The organism is Algoriphagus aquimarinus, from assembly GCF_900112005.1.
Lineage (GTDB): Bacteria > Bacteroidota > Bacteroidia > Cytophagales > Cyclobacteriaceae > Algoriphagus > Algoriphagus aquimarinus.
Genome location: NZ_FOKK01000027.1, coordinates 22772 through 40321, shown reverse-complemented (window position 1 = coordinate 40321; position 17550 = coordinate 22772). Strand labels below are relative to the sequence as shown.

General features: G+C 38.0%; 8 protein-coding genes and 1 pseudogene. 6 read left to right on the top strand and 3 right to left on the bottom strand.

Translation table 11 applies throughout. The annotated features are described in order from the left end of the window. Positions 1–198: 198 nt before the first annotated feature. From BM291_RS20870 to BM291_RS20860, 3 genes and pseudogenes are all read right to left on the bottom strand, one after another. Positions 199–678, bottom strand: a complete 480-nt coding sequence (locus BM291_RS20870; protein WP_092901615.1) for a hypothetical protein — start codon at positions 676–678, stop codon at positions 199–201. 26 nt (positions 679–704) lie between these two features. Beyond that, on the bottom strand, positions 705–944 hold the full coding sequence (locus tag BM291_RS22115) for a hypothetical protein (protein ID WP_092901612.1): 240 nt from the start codon (positions 942–944) through the stop codon (positions 705–707). Between the two features lie 104 nt (positions 945–1048). Continuing rightward, positions 1049–1360: pseudogene (locus BM291_RS20860) on the bottom strand (DUF4391 domain-containing protein); the annotation flags it as partial. A 150-nt stretch (positions 1361–1510) separates the two neighbouring features. Between BM291_RS20860 and BM291_RS20855 the strand changes: the two are divergent. From BM291_RS20855 to BM291_RS20830, 6 genes are all read left to right on the top strand, one after another. Beyond that, the gene (locus BM291_RS20855) at positions 1511–6748 is read left to right on the top strand and encodes a DEAD/DEAH box helicase (RefSeq protein ID WP_092901606.1); all 5238 of its coding nucleotides are present in this window, start codon (positions 1511–1513) and stop codon (positions 6746–6748) included. Continuing rightward, positions 6745–9573, top strand: a complete 2829-nt coding sequence (locus BM291_RS20850; RefSeq protein WP_092901603.1) for a helicase-related protein — start codon at positions 6745–6747, stop codon at positions 9571–9573. The genes BM291_RS20855 and BM291_RS20850 overlap by 4 nt, the downstream gene beginning before the upstream one ends. 1 nt (position 9574) lies before the next feature. After that, a complete protein-coding gene (locus tag BM291_RS20845; protein ID WP_092901600.1) occupies positions 9575–11107 on the top strand; it encodes an RNA-binding domain-containing protein in 1533 nt (510 codons plus the stop codon). 130 nt (positions 11108–11237) lie between these two features. After that, positions 11238–12347 carry a phospholipase D-like domain-containing protein gene (locus BM291_RS20840; protein WP_092901597.1) on the top strand — a complete coding sequence of 370 codons (1110 nt, stop codon included), beginning with the start codon at positions 11238–11240 and terminating at the stop codon, positions 12345–12347. A gap of 13 nt (positions 12348–12360) precedes the next feature. Next, the gene (locus BM291_RS20835; RefSeq protein ID WP_175499761.1) at positions 12361–16230 is read left to right on the top strand and encodes an Eco57I restriction-modification methylase domain-containing protein; all 3870 of its coding nucleotides are present in this window, start codon (positions 12361–12363) and stop codon (positions 16228–16230) included. Continuing rightward, a complete protein-coding gene (locus tag BM291_RS20830) occupies positions 16223–17539 on the top strand; it encodes a hypothetical protein (RefSeq protein WP_175499760.1) in 1317 nt (438 codons plus the stop codon). The genes BM291_RS20835 and BM291_RS20830 overlap by 8 nt, the downstream gene beginning before the upstream one ends. The last annotated feature ends 11 nt before the right edge of the window (positions 17540–17550 follow it).

Below are 17550 nucleotides of genomic sequence, written 5' to 3'. Positions count from 1 at the left end.
TAGCCAAGGAAAACCAATTCGACCTATTTAGGAACTACTTGTCACAAGCTGTCAAATAATATTTGGCTACGTGCAAAATCCCGTAGAGTCAGTAAGATTGTTTTCAAATATAGTTTACTTCCTGCATAATTAGTGAGTACTGTCGTTAATTGACAGTAAATAGTTGCTCTTGAGAATCTTAGTATTCAGGCAAAAAATCTACTTAAGCCGTTCTTTCCATATTTCAGCGAAAACCCTACCAACCTTCTTAAATTCTTCGCCTGTAAATGTGTCTGTCTTAGCATTGTTGCACCAGTAACAGGCAAATACGAGGTTTGTGAAATCATAGTAATCTTTATTCGGACTCACCCTATCTATTTCCAATACCCTTCCTCTCGTTCGCTTGGTTAGTGCAGGGTCTTTCTCCCAAAGAATTTGCATTTCAGCCTCAGTCAAATCACAATAGAAACATTTCTTATCTGTATTTTGATACCAATGAGAAAAATCTTCATATGAAAGCTCCGGACATTTACTCTTCCATATTACCCTAATCTTAGTGAGCTCAAGTCTTTCTTCTTTTAATTCATTCCACCAGGGAGAAAATATTTTCCTTGAGATTCCCAATTCCTGTTCGATCTCTGAATAAGGAATACATTTTACAACTGCCAGATGAAGGAATTTTTGTTGTTCTATTGTCATTAGGTTTTTGATTTTCTTATGAATCGCTAATCGAACTTACCTTGTTGAACTTGTGGATGTTTAGGTTTACTCATCCCCCAACGATAAATGAAGTACCCAATTGATATCAAAAGAATCATAGATAATACCATCCCGAACAAGTACCCTAACCCGTATGTGCTTGAAAAGTCAAATGTCTGATTCATTAAAGTAAATGTATTGGCAAGTGCAAATACAATCATCCAGATAACTCCAACTATTTGTGCTATGAGTTTTAATGCTTTCATATCATCATTGTTTCTAAACTCCCGTCATTCTTTTCATGGTATCCATAAAGGCTTGCAGGAATGATCCAGTACAAACAATTGTATCATTACATTCAGTATACTTTTCACTTTGCCTTTAATAAAGTAATCTCAACTTCCAGTTCTTCCAATTCCATGTTCAGCTCCACCTTTCTGTTGAATTGCTTTTCCTTAGCAATTCTTGATTTTAGCTTTTCTATCTTTTTATTCAGATTAAGAGCTTCCCTATTATGTGTGATAAGTTCATCAATGCTTTCATATTCTCGAGTTCGGTCTGGGCTTAGCTGAGGGCAAAGATCTTTAAAAGCATAATCAAGACTGTTCTTCAAATTAGCAGTATTGCTATTTTTATCAGTGTGCCAATCAGATTGGAATACCCAATCAATTACAGCATTGTTCTCATTGGTAGGGTAAGAGTATCAAACAAAAATGTTGCGGTATCGGTATTCAAATTAATTAAACCGTGTTAATTCAATATATGGTTTTTACTTCTCAACCTTTTCTCTATTTTTAACTTACTTTTTCTTATTCACATTTTTGATTTATCCATGCAGGCATTTGAAGTTCATAGAAAAATAGTTGAGGATTATAAAGATTATCTGAAAAGCTTCAACATTATTAAGGATCTAAGGATCAATGAGGTTGTAGACAAGGCTTTTAAAGATCATGAATACATTCCTGAGCCATTGATCCAATTCAATCCTTCCTTCAAAAGAGCAGCAGCATTAGATGATTTGGTAAAGGAAGGGTTACTCCACCAGAACATGAACAGGGTATTCAAGGGGTATCACCTTTTTACCCATCAAGAACAAGCAATTAGGCTTGGCTCCACGAACCAATCATTCATTGTTACTTCAGGTACTGGTTCTGGAAAATCATTAACGTTTCTCGGAACAATATTCGATTTCCTTTTTAAGAATCCAGGTAAGTCAGGAATCAAGGCAATATTGGTGTACCCCATGAATGCTTTGATCAATTCTCAATTTGAAGAGATTCAAAAGTTTGCTGATAATTATGGCGATGATTTTCCAATCACCTATGCAAAGTATACAGGTCAGGAATCAGAAGAGAAACGAAAGGAAGTGGAAGATAACTTCCCTGATATTCTTTTGACCAACTATATGATGCTTGAGCTACTTCTTACCAGAGGCAAAGAGACATCTATTAGGAATTCAATTTCTCAAAATCTACAATATGTAGTCTTTGATGAGCTTCATACTTATAGAGGAAGACAAGGGGCTGATGTTTCCATGCTTATTAGAAGATTGAAATCAATTTGTTCGAATAAAGTGATTTCAATAGGTACATCAGCGACTATGGCCTCAGGAGACGATAATCTTGATGAAAAGCAAGTTGTTGCAGATGTAGCCACAGAGATTTTTGGAGAACCCTTTAGCAAAGATCAAATCATTGGAGAAACACTTGAAACGATAACCAGAATAGTCAACAAGCTGCCATCGGCAATTGATCTTCAAGAGGCAATGGCTATGGAAATTGATTTTGAATGGTCTGAAGAAGAGTTTAAATCCCATCCTTTGGCAATATGGCTGGAAAATGAAATTGCTCTAACCACTGGAAAACTCGGGGAGATTAAAAGAGCTAAGCCGCTTGAGCTTAGTAAGATTATTGAGAAATTGAATCAAGCATCTAAGCTTAACGATAAAAGTAAATGTCAGCTCTTTCTAACACGGTTTTTTGAATGGTCAGAGAAGCTAAATATCAAAAATGTATCAAAACGGCTATCGTTCCTGCCTTTTAAGATTCATCAGTTTATTTCCCAAACAGGAAATGTATATGTTACTCTTGAGAGTAGAGAAAAGCGGAAGATTACACTTGAAGATGGTCGATACCTGAAAGAAGATGGTAATGAGAAATTCATCTTTCCTGTGTTATTCAGCAGATATACTGGTCATGATTTCATATGTGTAATAAAGAATTTTTCAGATAACAAATTTGAACCTCGTGAACCCGACGATCTTCCGGCCAAAATCACAAAAGATGAACTAAAAGGAAATAGGGAAGAGAAAAGAGCTAAGAAAAAGCTTGAAGACAAAAACTTCGAGGCAGGTTACTTGATATTACCATCCAGTGAGGGTGAAGAGATATGGAATGATGAAATGATTGAATCACTTCCTGAAACTTGGTGGAAAGAAAAAAAAGGTGAAATCCAGATTGATAACTTTTATGAGTTTCGAATCCCGAGAAAAGTTTATTTTGATGAACAAGGAAGCTTTTCGGAAGAGCCTATTGATGGTCTGAATTTATCAGGTTGGTTTATCGCTGCTCCTTTATACTTGGATCCAACTTGCGGAGTAATATTCGATTTTCGAACAAGAGAAAATACAAAACTCATGAAAGTGGGGAATGTAGGAAGAAGTACCGCTACAACGATCTCCACTTTTAGTATTCTTAAGGCGCAGTTTGAGCAAAAAGTGGCTAAGGCAGATCAAAAGTTACTGAGCTTTACTGACAACAGACAAGATGCTTCCTTACAAACAGGTCACTTTAATGATTTTTTGATGATTGGGAGATTGAGGTCTTCTATCTATAGGGCTTTGAAATTTGCTGAGAATCATAGTTTAACAATCGATACAATATCGGATTCTGTCTTCCGAACACTTGGGTTAAAGGAGGAGGATTATGCTAAAAACCCAAGTGATCCAGAATGGCCTGATGAGGATAATGAAAAAGCGTTAAAGGATTACTTAAAAGTTAGGATTCTGTTTGACTTGAGAAGAGGTTGGCGATATAATACGCCAAACCTTGAACAATGTGCATTGTTAGAAATTGACTACTATAAGTTAGATGAATTCACTCAGAAGGAGACTTTTTTTGCTGGTAATGAATTGTTAGAAACCATGGAGCCTGAAGAAAGGGAACAGATTCTTCTTCATGTGCTTAATTATTTTCGAACAGCTTTTGCTTTCGATTTTTATCTCTTCGATGAAGGAAATAGAGAAGCTCTTCAGGAGAGATTAAAACAACGCCTGGACTCAAATAAGGAATGGTCTTTAGATGTTGATGAGCGTTTGGATAGACCGCCTTTTTTAACTTATGAGCGACCTGGCAAAGTTAAGAAAGGAATGTTTCTTGAGAGTATTGGAGCTACCTCAAACTTAGGTAAATACATTAAGCGCCTTTTCATAAAGTATGACTTGAGGTCTATTAAGGGTAAGGATCTGACAGATTTTATTGATTCACTTTGCAATCTTTTGAAGAAAGGAAATTTTCTTTCTGAGAAGCCCATTTCAGGAGAAAAAGGAATAGTAAGAGGTTTTCAGCTAAGAGTTGAAAAGGTAATTTGGAAGCTTGGTGATTTAGAAAATGTGTTACCTGACGAAGTCCGAATTAATACGACAAGGGACAGTGTTCAGATTCAGCCTAATCATTATTTTAAGAAATTCTATCAGCAGGATTTTACCAGATTTGACAAGTTCTTCAAGGCATCTGAACACACAGGTCAAGTCGGTACTCAAGATCGGATTGCAAGAGAAAAAGAATTTAGGAGTGGTGATATCTCAGCTCTCTATTGCTCACCTACAATGGAGCTTGGTATTGATATAGCTAACCTAAGTATCGTGCATATGAGAAATGTGCCGCCCAATCCAGCAAATTACGCACAGCGAAGTGGTAGGGCAGGAAGAAGTGGACAAACTGCTCTTGCCTTTACGTATTGTTCAAGCACATCTCCTCATGATCGACATTATTTTAGGAACTCAATTGACATGGTTGCTGGTTCCGTTAAGGCTCCAAGGATAGATTTGATCAATGAGGAATTAATTGCTTCTCATTTGAATGCTTACATATTCATGAATTTAGGGCTAACCAATATCAATAGCTCAGTTAAGGATTTTGTAGACATTGATCAGAAAAAGGATTTACCTGTATTTCAAAAGACTCTGGATTTCATTAGAGATCAAAGAAGCCATTATAAGGATTCGTGGATTGAAGGATTTAAAAATGTAATCCTTGATAAAAATGTAGAATTAAAAGATTCCAATTGGTTTACTGACGAATGGTTAGAATTGAGGTGTAATGAGTTTGCAAGCAATCTTGATAAGAGTTTTGATCGCTGGAGAACTTTATTCAAAAATGCAGCTAAACTCATAGAGCAATCCAGTAGAATCATTGAAGATCCTACTTATAGTAAGGATAGCTCTGAGGCACGAGAGGCAAAGCGTATGCAAGCAATCGGTCAGCGACAAAGAGATTTGTTATTGAATGTATCTAAAAGAGATGGTACAAATGATTCTGAATTTTATGTTTATAGATATCTGGCAGCAGAAGGGTTTCTTCCAGGTTACAATTTTACGAGACTTCCTGTTAGGGCTTTTATCGGAAAGCGAAGCCAAGATGATGGTGTATTCATTTCAAGACCCCGTTTTATAGCACTAAGAGAATTTGGGCCAGGGAACTTGATTTATAATAACGGAGGAAAATTCAGAGTCACAAGAATGCAACTTTCTGATTCGGATGCTAAAACTGACTCCTTGAAAATCTCTCTTAAAACAGGTTACGCATGGTTAGGCGAAGAAGGTAAAACTGTGAATAATGATCCCATCACCCAAGAGCCTTTAAAGGGTCAGGCAAATGCTTCAGTTTACAATAATATAATGGAGCTTGTTGAGTCAGACACTTGGCCTCAAGAAAGAATTTCGTCAGAAGAAGAGGAAAGAATGTCTTCAGGTTATGAAATCGAACAATTCTTCAATTTCCCCAAAGGAATAGATAGTACTAAGAAAACTATTCTTCGCGCTTCAGGACATGACCTTATGAATCTTACATTTTGCCCTGCTGCAAAATTGATTCAGGTAAATAAAAGATGGCGATCCTCTAAAACTCCAGAAGGCGATGAAGAGATAGGTTTTACTATTGGAAAGGTTTCAGGTAAGTGGCTGAAAAAAGCAGAATTGGATAACCCAGATCGTGAAAATGATCCCGCGATGACTGTTCATTTATATACTACTGATACGGCGGATAGTCTCTATATGCAGCCAATTAAATCCTTGAAACTGGATGAAGATGGAGTTATCTCTCTTACATATGCTTTGAAAAGGGCAATAGAACAAGTATTCCAAATAGAAGAATCAGAAGTTGGAGTTTGGTTTTTAGGGCCTGAGGATTCCAGAAATATTTTAATCTATGAGTCTGCTGAGGGAAGTTTAGGAATACTTTCGCAGATGTCGCAAGACCCTTCTAAACTTAGAGAGGTATTTAAGGAAGCCTACTCTTTGATGTACTTTGACCCAAAAACTAAGGAAGATACTAAGCCTGATAAGCCTAAGGCAAGCTATGACGACCTGTTATCTTATTATAATCAGAGGTATCATGAGAGCTTGGACAGGTTTAAAATAAAGTCGGCTCTTGAGCTTTTGATGATTTGTGAAGTAGATACAAGTGGAGCTGGAAATAGTGGGCATAGTGATAAGAATGAACATTTTCATGAACTACTGGCTCGGTATGATACGAGTTCAGACATGGAAAGACGTCTGATTGAATACCTATATAAAAATGACTTTGTACTTCCAGATAAAGCTCAGGTAAATCTTAGTGGAAATCTTGGGTTTTATGTAAGTGCTGATTTTGTGTATTTAAATTCAGACAAGACTATTCGAACTATCCTGTTTTGTGATGGGTCAGTACATGACAAGCAAGAAGTACGTGAGGATGACAGTCATAAAAGAACTATTTTACGAGAAAGAGGAATAGATATCATAGAATGGTATTATTCAGAATCTATTACTGATTTGGTAGAGCGAAGGAAAGATATTTTTAGAAAAGCATGATTTCAAAAGAAAAACCATCTCCAGGGAAACTAATTTCTCTTCGGGGTAGAGAATGGGTCGTATTACCTACGGATGACGAAGATATACTAAAGGTAAAACCATTAGGAGGTTCGGATGATGAATCAACAGGGATCTATTTACCATTGATGATTTCTGAAGATCAATGGAAGGAAGCGTCTTTTCCAAGACCTGAAAGTGAAGACTTAGGCGATTTTGAAACTGCCAAGCTGCTTTTTGAAGCTTCCAGACTTTCATTCAGAAATGCCAGTGGCCCATTTCGAGCTATGGGGAAGCTATCCTTTCGACCAAGATCCTATCAGATTGTGCCTTTAGTAATGGCATTGAAACAGGATGTGGTCAGGCTTCTAATCGCTGATGATGTGGGGATAGGTAAGACAGTCGAAGCGCTGATTATTTTAAGAGAACAGATTGAGCGAGGTGAAGTAAAGCGTTTTGCCGTGATCTGTCAGCCACATTTATGTGAGCAGTGGCATAAGGAATTAAAAGACAAACTGGATATTGATGCTGAGATCATTCGAAGTAGTACAGTCTCTGCTTTGGAAAGAAAACTTACAGGCTCCGAAAGTATTTTTAAGGCATTTCCATATCAAGTTATTTCAATCGACTATATCAAAAGTGATCGAAGAAAACCCATCTTTCTAAACGATTGTCCAGAATTTATCATTGTAGATGAAGCGCATACTGCGACTAAACCTGCAGGTGCAAGCTCCCCCTCTCAGCAACAACGATATCACTTACTACATGATCTTGCAAAGGATCAGAATAGGCATATACTTTTACTTACTGCCACTCCACACAGCGGAAAAGATGAAGAGTTTCAATCGCTACTGGGATTGCTTAAGCCTGACTTTGAGAAAATCAACTTGGAAGATTTTGATAAAAAAAGACGCCAAGAACTTTCTAATTATTTTATCCAGCGCAAAAGGGAGCAAATTAGAAAGTGGCTTTCAGAAGAGACGCCTTTCCCAGACCGAGATACCAAAGAAATAGGCTACAAACTTTCTCCAGATTACATACAATTTTTTAAAGAAGCTCAGTCTTTTGCAAGAGGGTTGACACAAGGAGCAGAGCACCATAAGGGATTAAAGGGTAAGTATTGGGCTGCGTTGGCACTATTAAGAGGGATAATGTCTTCGCCAGCCGCTGGGCTGGAAATGCTAAAAGGAAAGATTCAACGAAGTGAGGAGAATGCTCCTGAAATAATCTATGAAGAAAATCCAGTCATAGAAAGAATCGAAGAAGATACTGATTCCACTCAAATGGAACTGCTTAATCAAGCAGGTTTGGAAGATTCAGAGATAGAGATCTTAAAAAGTCTTGCGGCAGATTTAGAACAATTAGCTAACCTTAAACAGGACAGAAAAGCTGCAAATGCTTTAAGCATTGTCAAGGAGTGGATTAGAGATGGGTTTCATCCAATTATTTTCTGTAAATACATTGCGACAGCTAAATATCTTGAAGGAATATTTAGGGACAATCTACCGAAATCTATAGAGGTTCAAGCAATCACCTCAGAGCTTCCTGATGAGCAGCGTAAGGAGCATATTGAAGCAATGGAGAAATCCGAAAGACGCGTATTGATTGCTACAGATTGTTTGAGTGAAGGGATCAACTTGCAAAAAGGATTTAATGCTGTTTTGCATTATGATTTGCCATGGAATCCCAATCGTTTAGAACAGAGAGAAGGAAGGGTAGATCGCTATGGACAAAATAGTCCTGAAGTAAAAACATGGCTACTGTGGGGAGAAGATAATCCTATTGATGCTATCGTGTTGAAAGTGTTGATCAGGAAGGTTAGAGACATTCAGAAATCAACAGGTGTATCGATCAGTCTTGGAGAAGATAATCGCTCTATTATGGATGCAGTACTGAATGAAGTTCTTCTTGATCCTCAAAAAGCCTTGGAGAAATCTCAAATTAGTCTCGATTTTGGTTCAGACTTTCAAGAGTCTATTATCACCAGAGAATTGGAAGCTGCTAAACTTAAAGCTCAAAATTTAATAAGCATTTTCGCACATATGTCAGTTCCTCAGGAAGAGATTGAGGATGACTTGAAAAAGGTAGATGAGGCGATTGGCGATATTCAATCTGTTGAGACATTAGTATTAAATGGCATAGTCCATCTAAAAGGAAGCTATCAAAAGGAAGCAAATGGTTACCGCATTCTTCTTCAAAATCTTCCTCCTCACCTTAGAGAAGCTTTGGGGACTAAGTCTGATTATCGAGTTAGCTTCTATTCTCCTACGCCTGAGGGCTATCAATACATTGGTAGGAATCATAAGTTTACTGAACAATTGTGTCAGTATTTGCTATCGTTGGCTTTCGAGCAAAAAGCTGATTTCGATCAAGTAGCTCGAGCAGCTGTGATCCAAACTTCTTCAATAAAAACACAAACCACAATTATCCAATTCAGGGTAAGAAATGTGATCAAGGAAGTAAAGAGTAAAGTTGAAAATATTTCAGAGGAGATGTACCTGTGGGGATTTGAAGGGCTTTCCGATGGGGGAGATATTTTGGATTATGCATCCTGTAAGAAATTACTTTTTGAGGCTGAAAGTGCTCAAAACTTATCCAAAGAAAGGCAGGTTGACACCTTCAATCATCAGATGTCTCTCTTTCAAGGAAGGCTGGAAGAGTTCATCGAGATAGCTGAAGAAAGATCAGTTCAACTGGTCGAAGCTCATGGTAGATTTAAGAAGTTGGTTGGAGGGAAACGTTATGAAGCAGTTCATCCGATTTTACCTCCAGATATTTTGGGAGTCTATGTATTCCTGCCTACACCCGTACAATTTGTGATGAATTGATATGGCATTACCAATAAACATTAAAGATTTGCTATTAGGGCGTTCAGTTGAGTCTGAACGTATAGAGTATAAACGTGGCTGGAATCCCGGCCCAATCTATCGCTCAATCTGTGCCTTTGCCAATGACTTCAATGATATTGGAGGTGGATATATAATCGTAGGAATAGATGAGGAGAAAGGAATGCCGGTACTCCCACCTATCGGTCTGAAGGAAGATGAAATTGATGGGATTCAGAAAGAAATGATTGGCATGAATAATCTGATCAATCCAGCCTATCATCCTAAAATCAGTATAGAAGAGGTCCAAGGAGCAAAGGTGCTGGTGATCTGGGTCTATGCCGGAGATAACAGGCCTTACGAAGTGCCGGATGAGATCAAAGCCAAAGACAAGAAGTATAATTACTACATCCGCTATGGGTCCAGTAGTATTAAGGCCAATAAGAGCCAAAGAGAAGAGTTGATCACATTAAGTGGGAAGATTCCTTTTGATGATCGACCAAACACATTGACAAGTTATACCAAGGTTTCGATGATCTTGGTTAAGGATTATCTGAAAAAAGTAGATAGTAAACTTTTGGAGTCTATAGAATCGCTTAGCGCTGAACAGATTCTTTCACAAATGCAATTGCTTTATGGCCCGCCGGAAATGCTTCATCCTCGCAATGTGGCCTTGATGATGTTTACCGAAAACCCGGAAATTTACTTTCCCTATTCTCGCGTGGAAATTGTCCATTTTCCAAATGGGGAAACAAGTCCGGAGTTTTTTGAAGTACCACCAATTTATGGACCTGTAGATCACATGATCAAGCAAACATTGGATTACATAAAGATCAACGTGCTGAAACAGAAAACTACCAAAATCAAGGGGCATGCAGAATCTGAGCGGGTTTGGAACTATCCTTACGAAGCGCTGGAAGAAGTAATTGCTAATGCCTTATACCATAGAGACTATCAGACACGTGAGCCAGTTGAAATCCGCATCTATTCAGATAGCTTAATGGTTATCAACTATGGAGGACCAGATCGTAGTATCAAGCTTTCTGAGTTTAAAAATGGGACAGTATTCCCGAGAAGGTACCGAAACCGTAGATTAGGAGATTTCTTGAAGGAGTTGGATTTGACCGAAGGTAAAGCGACGGGAATTCCTGCAATCCGGAAAGCCATGAAGACAAATGGTTCACCTGAGCCAGAGTATATTACGGATGAGGATCGTAGTTTTTTCCATGTCATTCTTACTGTTCATCCAGCTTTTTTGGAGTCAACTAAAGTTCGGAGATCAAAAACTAAGGTTCGGAAGAAACCTGCTTTCAGTTCGGAAGAAATCCGATCGCAGTTCGGAGAAAGTGCACTGAAAATTCTCTTACTTATCCGTGATGACCCGAAAATCACAGCAGCAGAAATAGCTCAGTTAATTGGGATGAGCAGTAGAGGAGTAGAGAAAAACATCTCTAAAATGCGTTCAGACGACCTGTTGGATCGTGAAGGATCCACTAAGTCAGGAAAATGGATAGTACTTGTCTCCATGGATGATTAAATCAAAGAAGAGATGGTCAGTAGGAAAAAAGTAGAAATATAAGTTCGGAAGATAATGCTTTTTGGTTCGGAAGAAATCAACTAAAGTTCGGAGAAAACCAAAATGAGTTCGGAGTAAAATACAACCCAAAATGACACAGATCATACAACAACTTGGACCCGAATTAAAGAAAGCCCTCATGGAAGCTGAAGAGGTATGGGTCGCCGTAGCTTTGATGAATGAGGAGGGCTTGAAATTGATTCAAGAATCGATTCCGGATGAAATAAAATCTACTTTCATCCTTGGAATAGGGCTTCCTACCCATCCAGAAGTGTTCAACAAACTTTATAAACAGGAACTTCTAACAGATAAAGTCGAAGCCTATTTGCACAAAGGCAATTTCTATCATCCTAAACTGTATCTAATAAAAAGTGTCAATGGATTTACAGCTTTTGTGGGTTCAGCCAACGCTACTTCAAGTGGATATCATAAAAATGTGGAGTTATCTATCAAATGGAATTGTAATCCAGATGATTTTGAAACTTTGATTAAATTAGTTGAGCAATACAAAAAGTCTTCTATTAAGATTTCAGTTCCATTTATCGACAAGTACAAAAAAAGTTATGCCCTACGTAAGAAACTCCACAAACAGGAACAAAAGCTAATTGATGAAGATTTGAATAATGCCGAAAAAGTAGTAAACAAATCGTTAGGTCAAAGAAGTGCATTAATTGAGGATTTAAAGAAATTTCGAAAATCACCTTCTTACAAAACCGTCTTTAAAGAAAGAGGTCAAGTAATACAAGATCTTAGGGACTCTCTTGATCATCCTATTTTTGATGAATTGGATTTAGATAAGTTTTTTAAAATTAAAGAGCTTGGCACTTTGATGCCTTTCCCTAAAAATAGAATTAAGGCTGACCAAAAGAGATTTAAAAATTATCTTCAATTTTTATCAGATAGTTCTGTTGACTTAGCTGAAAGATTTCAAAGAGCGTTTGATGGAGACTATTATTTGGAAGGGATGGGCCAAGCTTTTATTTCTAAAATTTTGACAATAAATGAACCTAATTCCTGCTGGGTTCAGAATGACGTTTCTTTAGCAGTTTTAGAAAAATATGGATTAAAACTCCCGAAGGGGTTAAAACCAGGTGAAAAATATAAGGTCGCAGCTAAATTTTTGGAAGAGTCATATTCAGAAGCAGGTTTGGATAATATGGCAATTCTTGACGAATTCCTTTTCTCAAAGGGAAATATATAAATAAGATTCACCTATGACCTTCCCCAGCATAAACATACAAGGCAATATCGTTTCCGGAGAGATTTTGGACAAAATCACTTCTGAGGATATCAAGTATCAAAACCCGGAATCCTTTGGACTAACCAAAAACATCAAAGTCCGGGATGAGGTTGGCTTGGCCTGGGCTTCAGCAAGAGGTTATTGGCAGGCATTTAAACTTCGTAGGGAGCGTATTGCTGAAGATGAAAGCGGAACCACTGAGACTCGAAACTTCTGGATGCTGCCTTTCTTACTCACACTGGGCTATGAAGTGGATAAGTCAAATGCCGAAAATCTGGATGGGAAAACCTATGCAATCAGTCATCGTGCTTCTAACCTTTCTGGCTTACCGGCACATATCATGGGGATCAATGATAGTCTGGATAAGCGTAGGGAAAGCAGCGGACCAAGGCTTTCTCCCCACGGCTTAGTTCAGGAATACCTCAATAAAACTGATGACTATCTCTATGCCCTGGTAACCAATGGCAAACATCTCCGACTGCTACGAGATGCTACTCGCTTAGTGAGACTGACTTATTTGGAGTTTGATCTGGAGAAGATGATGGAGGAAGAACTCTTTGCGGATTTCGCAGTGCTTTACCGTATTCTGCATGCTTCCCGAATGCCAAAGGAAAAAGGAGGAGGTGAGGAATCTATCATCGAGTACTACCATCAGGAATCTCTGGCTTCCGGAACCCGAATCCGAGAAAAACTAAGTGAGGCTGTAGAAAGCTCAATCAAGCGACTTGGAAATGGCTTCCTAAAGCATAAAGAAAATGCTGAGCTTCAGGAAATCGTGCAAAATGGAAGTCTCTCAGGAAAGCAGTATTACCTTTTTCTACTTCGATTGATTTATCGATTCCTGTTTCTTTTAGTGACGGAGGATAGAAATCTGGTCTATCCTGAAAAACAAGATGAAGCGCTGGCTAAGCTTCGCAAAATCTACTATGAGTATTACAGCATGGGAAGGGTCAGAAATCTTGCCCTCAGAAGGATATTCATAGAGGGAGAAAAGCATGACCTCTGGGAAAATATCAAAGTGACTTTTCAACTTTTCGAATCTGCGAAATACGGTGAAAAGCTTGGAATTAAACCACTGGGTTCTGGGATCTTTCATTCGACTGCCTTGGGAATCTTAAGCCATAGCAAGCTGAAAAATGAAGACTTACTCTTTGTTATTTATAGGCTCTGCTACTTTATGGATGATCAGCGAAAGCAACTGGTCAAGGTGAATTATGGTGACCTGGACGTGGAAGAATTCGGTTCGGTGTATCAGGGTTTATTAGAGTTTGAACCAGTATTTACCGAATTGGAAACAACCCCGAGTTTTGGCTTTGTGCAGGGTTCGGACCGTTCGTCTTCTGGTTCGCATTATACTCCGGAGGAACTTGTCCGACCGCTGATTCAGCATTCCTTAGAATATATCATTCAGGACTGTATGGAAAAACCAGAGGAAAGACTGAAGGTTCCTGCCAATCAGGCTCCGAAAAAAGTGCTGCAGGAAAGGGCCTTGCTTGCCATTAAGGTTGCAGATATTTCCTGTGGGAGTGGGCATATCCTGCTTTCGGCAGCTCGAAGGATCGGTACCGAACTGGCAAAGGTACGAACGGGGGAAGATCAACCTACTCCATCATCCTTACGGCATGCGGTGCGAGATGTAATCCGAGAATGTATCTATGGAGTGGATAAGAATCCACTGGCGGTAGAGCTCTGTAAAGTAGCCTTATGGCTGGAAGCACATAGTCCAGGCGAACCGCTAAACTTTCTCGATCATAAGATCAAATGTGGAGATGCTATCGTCGGACTGGCTCATAAGGAAGAACTGGAACGAGGAATCGCGGAAGAAGCCTTCAAAGCACTTCCTGGAGATGATAAGTCCATCGCTACACTCTTCCGTAATCGGAACCGAGAAGAGCTGAAGCAAAAAAATCAGGTCACGCTGGAGTATAGCGAAAACGTAAACGAATCAGTCAATAAGGCTATCGAGCAATTCCAACTCTTTAAAAACCTTCCTGAGCGAACCCCTGATGAGATTGAAGCCAAACAAAAGAAATTCGCAGAACTGAATAAGGGAACGACTTATGCCCGCTTGAAAAGTCTGGCAGATATGCAGGTAGCTCAATTCTTTATTTCAAAGACCGCAGACAATAAAGGATATATCTGTACCGATGCTACCTATAGAAAATACCTTAGAGAAAAAACTCTTCCCACTGGAATGCCTCCGGCAAAAGCTGAAGCAATGGCTCAAGAAAAAGGCTTTTTCCATTATTTCTTAGAATTTCCAGAGGTTTTTCAACACGGCGGGTTTGATTGTATTTTAGGTAATCCTCCGTTCTTGGGCGGGACAATGATTAGTGGATTTGCTGGGAAAAATTATTATAACTATTTAATTGGTAATTATTTAGGTGCTTCAAACAGGTGTGATTTATCTGGGTATTTTTTAAGAAGAATTTATAATTTATTAAATCTAAATAGTTTTTTGGGTCTAATAGCAACTAATTCTATATCAGAAGGTGATACAAGAGTTGGTGGGCTTGAAAGAGTCTTGATCGAAAATGGTAAAATTAATTATGCATCTAAATCTATAAATTGGCCAGGGGAGGCAGCTGTTGTTATTTCACTTTTTACCATTACTAATAATATCACTTCCTTGCCCGTCTTTTTGAAAGAAAAAAAAGTAGTGAAAATCAATTCATTTTTAGAAGCGGGTGAGGTTAATTTAAACCCTAAGGTTTTAAATATAAATGAAGATTTAGGATTTACTGGTAGTTATATCTTTGGGGATGGTTTCATTCTTGAAGAAGATCAAGCACTTGAACTGATTAGATCAAATAGCCAAAATCAAGATATTATACGTCCATATTTGAATGGTCAAGATTTAAATAGTTCATACAACTTAAGTGCAAGTAGATGGGTGATTGACTTTGGTGAATTGTCTCTTGATGATGCAAAAGCCTATTCTGATTGTTTTAAAATAGTTGAATCGAATGTAAAGTTATTTAGACTTTCAAAGTCTAAAGATGTAGCTTCTGCTCCCTGGTGGCAATTTTGGAGGAGTAGAAGAGGACTCTATGAAAAAATTTCAAATTTAAATCATGTTCTCGTTCATACAAGAGTTACAAAAACTCATGGATTTTCATTTGTTCCGAATGGAATAGTTTATTCCGATGCAGTTGTTGTAATAGCTTCACAAGAATTTTGGATGTTCTCAATTCTTCAAAGTTCATTTCATGAAGCTTGGGCCTGGAAATATAGTTCAAGACTAAAATCAGATCGACGATATTCGGTTGAGGATTGTTTTCAAACTTTTCCTCTGCCAAAATTTAAATCTTTAAATGGAAATGGACTGGAGTATAATGACCTGAGAAGCTCAATCATGAGGAACTTACAAATGGGTCTTACAAAATTTTATAATCTTTTTCATCTTGAATTTTTAACAAGTGTGGATATAGAGGTTAGAAGTAAGCAGGTAAGACAAGTTTGTCTTGATGCATTTCAAGATATAATTCGATTGAGAGAGTTGCATAATGTGATGGACCAAGCTGTTCTGGAAGCTTATGGATGGACAGATATCCAGCTTCGCCATGATTTTTATGAAGTAGATTACCTTCCGGAAAATGATCGGGTTCGCTATACCATCCATCCTGATGCACGAAAAGAAATCCTGAAGCGTCTGCTGGAATTGAATCATCAGTACTTCGAGGCCGAAGCTAAGCAAGGTCTACATAAGCAGAAGGATGTGGAATCATTCTATGAGCAGAAAGGAAAGCCTGTGCCGGAGGAAGTAAGTAAGTGGTATTTAAAGGGGAAGAAGAAGGTTGAGAAGAAGAAAAGTGTAAGTAGTCAAAAAGGATTGTTTGAATAATAGAACTATGCTAAGAGATTTATTTGAAAGAATATTAAGATTTTTTGGTTGGAAAAAAAGACCAGATCAAATTCAGCAACTGAGTGAAAAACTTGATTTTGTAATTAGTCATTTACCTGCCACGGGAGCTCAGGTTCCTGCACTTAGGAGCGGTTTTGCTAACCCAGAAATGCCCCAGAGCATCATGTTTTCTTCAGACTCAAACGATAGTAGTTTGATGTTCAATTTGCGGAAGGATCTTCAGCTCGATTCAAAGTGGAAACAATTGGATCGTTCTGGATCGGACAACTTTTCCAAGGACATAGTCACTGATGTGATTAGGGGTGGTGTGATGTCAGGCGCGGGGTATGCGCTGTCCCAAAATTTATTTACTTCAACCGTAGATCCAGCGACTTTGATGAAATTAGCCAAAGGAGGTTTGTCTTCAGCTGTGGTTGGTTCCAATGGTAAGATTATAAGTCAAGCGGGGTTTGTAAAGGCAGGGACTTCTGTTTTTACTCCCGTGTTTATTTTTCAAGCATTGTCTATAGTAACTGGGCAGTATTATATGGCTGGGATTTCCAAACAGCTTAATGCGATACAAGCAAAACTTGATGAGCTATTAATCTTGCATCATACGGAGAGGGAAGCGAGACTTCGAAGTGCTTTTAACTTTATCCAAAAATATTCACAAAGGAAGGTCTTTGAAATAGAAGACTTAGTTCATATTAGAAGTATAATTGGAGATTTGGTTGAAGTCAGAGAGGAATACCATATTCTTCTTGAAAACTCTGTGAATGAAATTAAAGAAGTCTTAAAAACTGACACTTGGTTTTCAACAAAAAAAGAAGCGGATATAGTGTCGAATAAGATTCAGTCATCTGGTTTTATTTATAAAATGGGCATGTGTCTAAAAGCTGACGAATTGTTTCATATGGCAACAATCGTTGAATTTCATATGAATTTATTCGCTGAGCCCACACAGAACAGAATTAAATTAATAGAATCTAAGCTATCTGTTTTTCAGGGTTTTAGTGAAAATGAATTAATGTTTAAGAAGACTGAAGCCCTATACAATAAGACAAAGAATAGTTTTATCAAGAAGCTTGAGGAGAATGAAAATAAATCTGTGTTTTCTTCTGATAGCCAAAAGAGAAATATCAATGATTTCAAACAAATTTTCAAAAATTTTGAAGTAGACAAACGAAAGAGTTTTGCATCTACAAAAGATGCAATTGAACTTATCGTGAAGCCTATGAACCAGCCTTTAGAAATAGCAATGAGAGAAAATGGGGCTATTTCAGAGTTTTTTATTAAAGAGGAGGAATAAAGCAAATAAAC